Raw genomic sequence first — 6,843 nt, 5'->3', positions numbered from 1 at the left:
ATGCCGGCGCCATCGGCGCGCTGCTATCGGGCAAGTCGCTGCTGCCGGCGGGCGTCAAGCTGGTCAGCGGCAATTTTTCGCGCGGCGATACGGTGGCGATCCTGTCGCCCGAGGGCCGCGAGATCGCGCGCGGGCTGGTTGCCTACGACGCCGCCGATGCCGTAAGGATCGCTGGCCTGAAGACGGCCGAGATCGAAACCGTGCTCGGCTATGAGGCACGCTCGGCGATGATCCACCGCGACGATCTGGTGGTGAGCGGCGCCGCCAACTGAGACGTGGCCCGCGATTATGGGCGCTCGGGCTCCGGCGGCCATTGGGGTGGATTGCGGTACCTCTCCTGAAAGTCTCGCTGCATTTTCAGAAGTTCGCCGCAACCTCCCAACTCGGTTTCGATGGCAGCCCTGGCTTGTCGATCCAGTTCGGCTTGGGGAAGATCGTTTCCACCTTCAGATAGCATCTCGCGGATGAATTCGGCGGTCGTCGTTACCTTTGGCCCACCTTCTTCCTCCATCGTTTTCTTGAACTTGTCCTCGAGTCGTGCTCGCGGCCCGCACCCATGGGCCTCCTCGACAATGACGAAGATCTGGGAAAGTGGCATCGGTGGTGCGCCGCAATAGCGCTCCGCAAGCCCGATGGAAAACATGGAACTCACCATGGCCATAGCCTTGCCGTCGATGCTCTCCCCGGGTTCGAGCTTGTCGTCGCAGTAATCGGCGGCGCGTAGGGCTGTCGGCGCCAGCATCGCGCCGAGAGCAAACAGGATTATGGCGCTCTTCATGCTGCTCCCCCAAATTTGCAGCCATTGCCGCGAGGGCCGGCCGCGTGTAAATCCACCAAGCTTCACCGGAGCGGTCAAATGCTGAACAAACACCAAGGCGAAGATGTAGCCAGTTTGATGGCACGGACAGGCCGCCAGGCGCGCGCCGCGGCCCGACCGCTGGCCATTGCCACCACCGCCGCCAAGAACGCCGCGCTTGTCGCCATGGCCGAAGCCATTCTTCGCAACGAGCAGGCGATTCTCGACGCCAACGCAATCGACGTCTCGAATGGCGAGGAATCCGGCCTTTCCGGTTCCTTCATGGACCGGTTGAAACTGACACCGTCGCGCATCGAGGCGATGGCCGACGGCATTCGCGAGATCGCCGCGCTAAAGGATCCGGTCGGCGACGTGATCGCAGAATGGGACCGGCCGAACGGACTCCACATCGAGCGAGTGCGCACGCCGCTCGGCGTCGTCGGCGTCATCTATGAAAGCCGGCCGAATGTGACGGCCGATGCCGGCGCGCTCTGCCTCAAGGCCGGCAATCCGGTGATCCTGCGCGGCGGCTCGGATTCGCTCAATTCGTCGGCGGCGATCCATGCCTGTATGGTAGCGGGGCTGAAAGCGGCTGGCCTGCCGCAGGATGCCATCCAGCTGGTGCCGACCGCCGACCGCGCCGCCGTCGGCGAGATGCTGAAGGGCCTCGGCGGCAATCTCGACGTGATCATTCCGCGCGGCGGCCGCAGCCTGGTCGAGCGTGTTCAGAGCGAGGCGCGGGTGCCGGTCTTTGCCCATCTCGAAGGCATCTGCCATGTCTATGTCGACCGATCGGCCGATCTCGACATGGCGGTGACGATCGCCGTCAATGCCAAGATGCGGCGCACCGGCGTCTGCGGCGCGGCCGAGACGCTGCTTGTCGACCGCGCGGCGGCGGCGACCCATCTCGTGCCCATCCTCGTAGCCTTGCGGGCGGCGGGCTGTGAGATCCATGCCGACGGAGAGGTGCTGAAGGCGTTCTCCGACGCTAGTCCCGCGACCGATGCCGACTGGGTGACCGAGTATCTCGACGCCATCATCGCGGTGAAGCTGGTCGATGGCGTCGCGGGCGCGATCGAGCATATCGAGACCTTCTCCTCGCACCACACCGAAGCGATTCTCGCCGAGGACACGCAGGCGGTGGAGCGCTTCTTCAACGAGATCGATTCGGCGATCCTGCTACACAATGCGTCGACGCAGTTCGCCGATGGCGGCGAGTTCGGCATGGGCGCCGAGATCGGCATCGCCACCGGCAAAATGCACGCGCGCGGGCCGGTCGGCGTCGAGCAACTGACCTCGTTCAAATACCGCGTGCGCGGGTCGGGACAGGTGAGGCCGTGACGTTTTTCGCCGGAAGAGCCTGATGCTGTCCTCTTCCGAGCCCGCCGTCCCATCGCACTATCTACGCATGCCGCATGCCGGCAAAGGGGTTGCGGTTGGCCTGTTCGGCGGCTCGTTCAACCCGCCGCATGCCGGACATGCGCTGGTCGCCGAGATCGCGCTCAGACGCCTGGCGCTCGACCAGCTGTGGTGGATGGTGACGCCGGGCAATCCGCTGAAGAGCACGCGCGAGCTGGCGCCGCTCGCCGAGCGCATCGAACTCTCCGAAAAGACAGCCCGCAACCCGAAGATGAAGGTCACCGCCTTCGAGGCCGCGCATCATTTCCGCTTCACCGCCGACACGCTGGCGCTGGTCAAGGCGCGCAATCCCGGCGTCGACTTCGTCTGGATCATGGGCGCCGATTCGCTGCGCGCCTTCCACCGCTGGCAGCGCTGGCGCCAGATCGTCATGACCTTCCCGATCGCCGTCATCGACCGCCCGGGCGCCACGCTCTCCTTCCTGTCCTCGGTGGTCGCCAAGACCTTCGACTATGCCCGCGTCGACGAGGGCGACGCGCCGCGCCTAGCCCGCATGAAGGCGCCGGCCTGGACCTTCATCCACGGCCCGCGCTCGTCGCTGTCGTCGAGCGCCATCCGCAAGCTGGCGAAGCCATGACCGATCCCGGACTGCCCGCGGTTCATGCTTTCTGGATCGGCGGGCCGCTCGGGGCAATGCACACCGCCTGCCTGAAGTCCTTCGTCAGGGCAGGCCACCGCACGCTGCTGCATGTCTATGACGACCCCGGCGACGCGCCGGCTGGCGTCGAACTCGTCGATGCGACAAGAATCCTGCCACGTGAGCGCATCATCAGGCATCGCAATGGCGGCCTGGCGCTGTTCGCCGACATCTTCCGCTACAAGCTCCTGGCCACCGGCGCCGAGATCTACATCGACTGCGACATGTATTGCGTGCGGCCGCTGTGCCGGCGACCCTATCTGTTCGGCTGGGAAAGCGAGACACGCATCAACAATGCGGTGCTGAGCCTTCCCGTTGGCTCGCCGATCCTCGCCGATCTGGTCGAGACGGTCGACCACCCTAAGCGGTTTCCCGAATGGTATTCGTGGACCAAGCGGCTGCGCTTCGGCGCTTTGCGGGCGCTCGGTAGGGTGAGGGGATTCGAGGACCTGCCGCATGCCTCGATCGGCCCACCCCTGCTGACCTATCTGGCGCGCAAGCACGGGCTGCTGGGCGAGGCTTCGCCGGTGGATGTGTTCTATCCCAATGTCGAGGGCGCTGGCACGCTGCTCGATCCCCGGAAATCCATCGCCGATGTGGTGAAGCCGGAAACGCTGGCGATCCATCTTTGGCACGGCTCGCTTTGGAAGCTGCGGCTGGCCGATGTGCCGCCGAGCTCGCCGTTGGGCGAAATTCTGGCCATGTGAGGTCGGCGCCGCTGCCCGTCCGGCGATGTCGCTTTTGCGGCGGCCTTTCGCCGTGCGGTGGGCGATGCTGCACGAATGCTTGAGAAGAACCGCACCACCATCGAGCGAGAGGATAGCAAGCAGCCGGCGCCGCTGATCGCCATTGCCAGCGTTGTCGTGTCGATGGCGCTGATCGCGATCGGCAACGGGCTGATGTTCGCCTTCATCCCGGTGCGACTCGGCGCCGACGGCTTCGATCCGACCTGGGCCGGGCTGATCGTCACCGGGCTGTCGGCCGGCGGGCTCGCCGGCTGCATCCTGACTGGCCCGCTGGTGCGCCGGGTCGGGCATGCGCGCGCCTTCATGGTGCTTTCGGCGCTGATCGCGCTCTCCAACGCCGCGATCGGCGCAGGGCCGATCCCGCTCATCTGGATCGCGGCGCGCGCGCTCTACGGGTTCGCCATATGCGGCCTGTTCATCGTCGCCCAGAGCTGGCTGAACGATGCCGTGGCCAATGCCATACGCGGCCGCGTCATGGCGGTGTTCTATGTTGCCTATGTCGCGGGCCTCGGTGTCGGCTATGCGACGCTCGCCGCCATCGACATCCGGACGTCGGCAGCGCCGCTGATCGGCATCGCCTTCACGGCGCTGTCGATCCTGCCGGTCGGCATGACGCGGCTGGCGCAGCCGCCACCGCCGCAGGCGGCATCCGTCGCGCTTGGTCGCGCTTGGCGGATCTCGCCGGTCGGCGTCGCCGGCATGCTCGCCGTCGGCGGCCTGTCGATGATCATCTCCGGTTTCGCGCCGATCCATGCCACCGCCAAGGGCTACAGCCAGGCGGATGTGGCGCTGCTGTTGTCGGCCATGCCGGTCGGCACGCTGATCCTGCAGATACCGCTCGGCTGGATCTCGGACCGGACCGACCGGCGCTATGTGCTGATCGGCGCGGCACTGCTTGCCCTCGTTGCCAGCCTGTTCGCCATCACCTTCGACGGCGGGGCGCTGGGCGTTCTGCTTGCGGTCTATCTGATCTGGGATGGGGCGTCGGAATCGATCTATTCGCTATCCAGCGCGCACGCCGCCGACCGCGCGGGCAAGGATGACCTGCTGGCCCTGTCGAGCTCGATGCTTTTTGCCTGGTCGCTGGCCGGGTTCGTGGTGCCGGGCATCGTGACGGCGCTTTCCGCGGTCTACGGCACCGGAACCTTCATCTATGTCGGGATCTTCATTGCCTCGGCGTTCTGCCTGTTCGTCTTGTGGCGGATGCTGGCGGCACGGCCGGTTCCGGCCACCGCGACCGGCAGCTTCGCGCCGATGTGCGCGCAGGCGCCGCTGCCGGTGGAGCTCGCCTTCGCGCCGGACGAGCAGCGTCGCTCCGGCAATTAGCGTTGAGCCTGCGTCCTATTGCCTGGTCACGGACGGTTCCTGGCTCGGCGCTTCCGGTGGCGGCGCCGGGACCGAAATGCCTTCGGCGTCGAAGGCCTGCTTGGCGCGTTTGGTAAGATCGATCTGAGTGGCGAAGAAATCGGCGGCCGAGGTCCAGTAGCGCAGGCTGATGGCGACGCCGCTGTCTCCGACGGTGGAGACGAAGGCAATCGGGACCGGCTCGCGCCTGACGCGCCGCTCTGTGGCGGCGACGCCGAGCATCACCTTTTGCGCCAGGTCGATGTCATTCCAGGAACCGATGGTCAGCGTGACATCGCCGCGCCGCACACCGTTGCGCGTATAATTGCGCACCGGCTGGTTCCAAAGCGTCGAATTGGGCGCCAGCACATAGACGCCGTCGACCGTCCTCAGCCTGGTGGCGAACAGGCCGATCTCCTCCACGGTGCCGGAGATGGGGCCGACCTCGACATATTCGCCGATGCGGAAGGGTCTCAGCGCAAGCAGCATGATGCCGGCGGCGATGTTCTGCAGCGTGCCCTGCAGCGCCAGCCCGATGGCGAGGCCGATGGCGCCGATAGCGGCAATGATCGAGGCCGTCTGCACGCCGAACTGGCCGAGCACCATGATGACGACGAGGATCAGGATGGCGTAGCGCACAATCTTCGAGAAGAAGTGGCGCAGCGTCGCGTCGAAACCATGGACATGGCCGAGCCCGGCAAAGATCGAGCGTTCGGCAAGGCCGGCGACGAGATAGCCGACGACCAGCAATATGACGGCGCCTATGGCCGAGAAGGAGTAGGAAACGATCAGACTGCTGAGCTGCGCAAGGCTTGCCTGCACGGCGAGGAGGGTATCCTGGGGATCGATCGGCATCATGGGAAATCCGGTTGGTGGGCGAGCCGATAACCCATGCGGACGCGATGGGTTCCCGATTTTTCCCGGCCAGCGGAACCAATCGGAAGAGGTCGCGTTTGCGGCGGCACGGGTCGCCGTCTTGAAACTGCAACGGAACTCTGCCTATCTAAGTGGTGTCGCCCTGATTTGGCGGGTGATTTGGTTGTTCTTGCTGCGAAAGGAAAGACACTGAGAACAGCACTGCGGAAGAAGGCCGACATCGTGCCTTCGCCGGCCGGGATCAGCGGAAACGACGCCGTGTCCCGCGCCATCAAGACAGTCCTTGCCAGTCTGGAAGACTCCAAGGCCGAAAACATCGTCTCAATCGACATCCAGGGGAAATCGAGCCTCGGCGACTACATGGTCGTCGCCTCGGGCCGATCGCACCGTCATGTCTCGGCTGTCGCCGATCACCTCCTCAAGGCGCTGAAAGATGCCGGACTCGGCATGGCGCGCGTCGAGGGGCTGGCCGGCGCCGACTGGGTCCTGATCGATTCGGGCGATATCATCGTCCATGTCTTCCGTCCCGAAGTCCGCGAATTCTACAATCTCGAAAAGATGTGGCAGGCGCCGGACCTCGAGGAAGAGACCCTTCACTGAGCCGTATTTGGTGCGTGTCCCCCATCCCTGGGTGACATGCATTTGCGGCTCTTCGAGGCAGGGATGAAGATCACTGTTCATGCCGTGGGCCGGATGAAAGCCGGCCCCGAGAGAGAACTCGCCGACCGCTATTTCGAGCGCTTCGCCAAGAGCGGCCCGGTGGTGGGGCTGGAATATGCCGGCCTTGTCGAGATTGGAGAAGGCCGCGCCCAGACCGCCAATGAGCGCCGGCGCGAGGAAGGCCAGAAGCTGCAGACGATGCTGCAGCAAGGCACGGCGCTGGTCCTGCTCGACGAGCGCGGCAAGAATTTCTCCTCCGAGGATTTCGCCGGCCGCCTCGGCTTGCTGCGCGACGGCGGCCGGAAGGCGTTGGTGATCGCCATCGGCGGCGCCGACGGCCACGACCAGTCGCTGCGCGACCAGGC

At 65.5% G+C, this 6,843-nt stretch carries 9 protein-coding genes; 7 read left to right on the top strand and 2 right to left on the bottom strand.

Features of this window, described 5'->3' with window-relative positions:
- Positions 1-272: PUA domain-containing protein (locus EN742_RS18775; protein ID WP_348632863.1), on the top strand; the 272-nt coding region annotated here is incomplete at its 5' end.
- A 14-nt stretch (positions 273-286) separates the two neighbouring features.
- On the opposite strand, the gene EN742_RS18770 is transcribed toward EN742_RS18775, so the two are convergent.
- Complete coding sequence (locus tag EN742_RS18770) at positions 287-778, bottom strand: hypothetical protein (protein ID WP_127404972.1); 492 nt, start codon at positions 776-778, stop codon at positions 287-289.
- A 78-nt stretch (positions 779-856) separates the two neighbouring features.
- Between EN742_RS18770 and EN742_RS18765 the strand changes: the two genes are divergently transcribed.
- From EN742_RS18765 to EN742_RS18750, 4 genes are all read left to right on the top strand, one after another.
- Positions 857-2,137 carry a glutamate-5-semialdehyde dehydrogenase gene (locus tag EN742_RS18765; protein ID WP_128333138.1) on the top strand — a complete coding sequence of 427 codons (1,281 nt, stop codon included), beginning with the start codon at positions 857-859 and terminating at the stop codon, positions 2,135-2,137.
- 22 nt (positions 2,138-2,159) lie between these two features.
- A complete protein-coding gene (locus EN742_RS18760; RefSeq protein WP_245455340.1) occupies positions 2,160-2,792 on the top strand; it encodes a nicotinate-nucleotide adenylyltransferase in 633 nt (210 codons plus the stop codon).
- Positions 2,789-3,559 (top strand): galactosyltransferase Lgt5, encoded by a 771-nt coding sequence (locus EN742_RS18755; protein ID WP_127404973.1) that lies wholly within the window; start codon positions 2,789-2,791, stop codon positions 3,557-3,559. Before EN742_RS18760 ends, EN742_RS18755 begins: the two co-directional genes overlap by 4 nt.
- A gap of 75 nt (positions 3,560-3,634) precedes the next feature.
- Positions 3,635-4,924 (top strand): MFS transporter, encoded by a 1,290-nt coding sequence (locus tag EN742_RS18750; protein ID WP_127404974.1) that lies wholly within the window; start codon positions 3,635-3,637, stop codon positions 4,922-4,924.
- 15 nt (positions 4,925-4,939) lie between these two features.
- Here the strand turns inward: EN742_RS18750 and EN742_RS18745 are convergent, their stop codons facing one another.
- A complete protein-coding gene (locus EN742_RS18745; RefSeq protein ID WP_127404975.1) occupies positions 4,940-5,797 on the bottom strand; it encodes a mechanosensitive ion channel family protein in 858 nt (285 codons plus the stop codon).
- A gap of 243 nt (positions 5,798-6,040) precedes the next feature.
- On the opposite strand from EN742_RS18745, the gene rsfS reads away from it, so the two are divergent.
- Together rsfS and EN742_RS18735 are read left to right on the top strand one after the other, a co-directional pair.
- The gene (gene rsfS / locus EN742_RS18740; protein ID WP_126059326.1) at positions 6,041-6,418 is read left to right on the top strand and encodes a ribosome silencing factor; all 378 of its coding nucleotides are present in this window, start codon (positions 6,041-6,043) and stop codon (positions 6,416-6,418) included.
- Between the two features lie 63 nt (positions 6,419-6,481).
- Positions 6,482-6,843: 23S rRNA (pseudouridine(1915)-N(3))-methyltransferase RlmH (locus EN742_RS18735; RefSeq protein ID WP_128333137.1), on the top strand; the 362-nt coding region annotated here is incomplete at its 3' end.

Origin of the sequence: Mesorhizobium sp. M4A.F.Ca.ET.020.02.1.1, assembly GCF_004022645.1 — a bacterium.
GTDB lineage: Bacteria > Pseudomonadota > Alphaproteobacteria > Rhizobiales > Rhizobiaceae > Mesorhizobium.
The sequence above is the reverse complement of the archived record's forward strand: the minus strand, read 5'-3'. Positions and strand labels throughout refer to the sequence as shown.

Bases quoted from the DNA above. Each gene is read 5' to 3' on its own strand.
- EN742_RS18770 (WP_127404972.1), bottom strand. From the start codon at position 778: ATGAAGAGCGCCATAATCCTGTTTGCTCTCGGCGCGATGCTGGCGCCG.
- EN742_RS18765 (WP_128333138.1), top strand. From the start codon at position 857: ATGCTGAACAAACACCAAGGCGAAGATGTAGCCAGTTTGATGGCACGG.
- EN742_RS18760 (WP_245455340.1), top strand. From the start codon at position 2,160: ATGCTGTCCTCTTCCGAGCCCGCCGTCCCATCGCACTATCTACGCATG.
- EN742_RS18755 (WP_127404973.1), top strand. From the start codon at position 2,789: ATGACCGATCCCGGACTGCCCGCGGTTCATGCTTTCTGGATCGGCGGG.
- EN742_RS18750 (WP_127404974.1), top strand. From the start codon at position 3,635: ATGCTTGAGAAGAACCGCACCACCATCGAGCGAGAGGATAGCAAGCAG.
- EN742_RS18745 (WP_127404975.1), bottom strand. From the start codon at position 5,797: ATGCCGATCGATCCCCAGGATACCCTCCTCGCCGTGCAGGCAAGCCTT.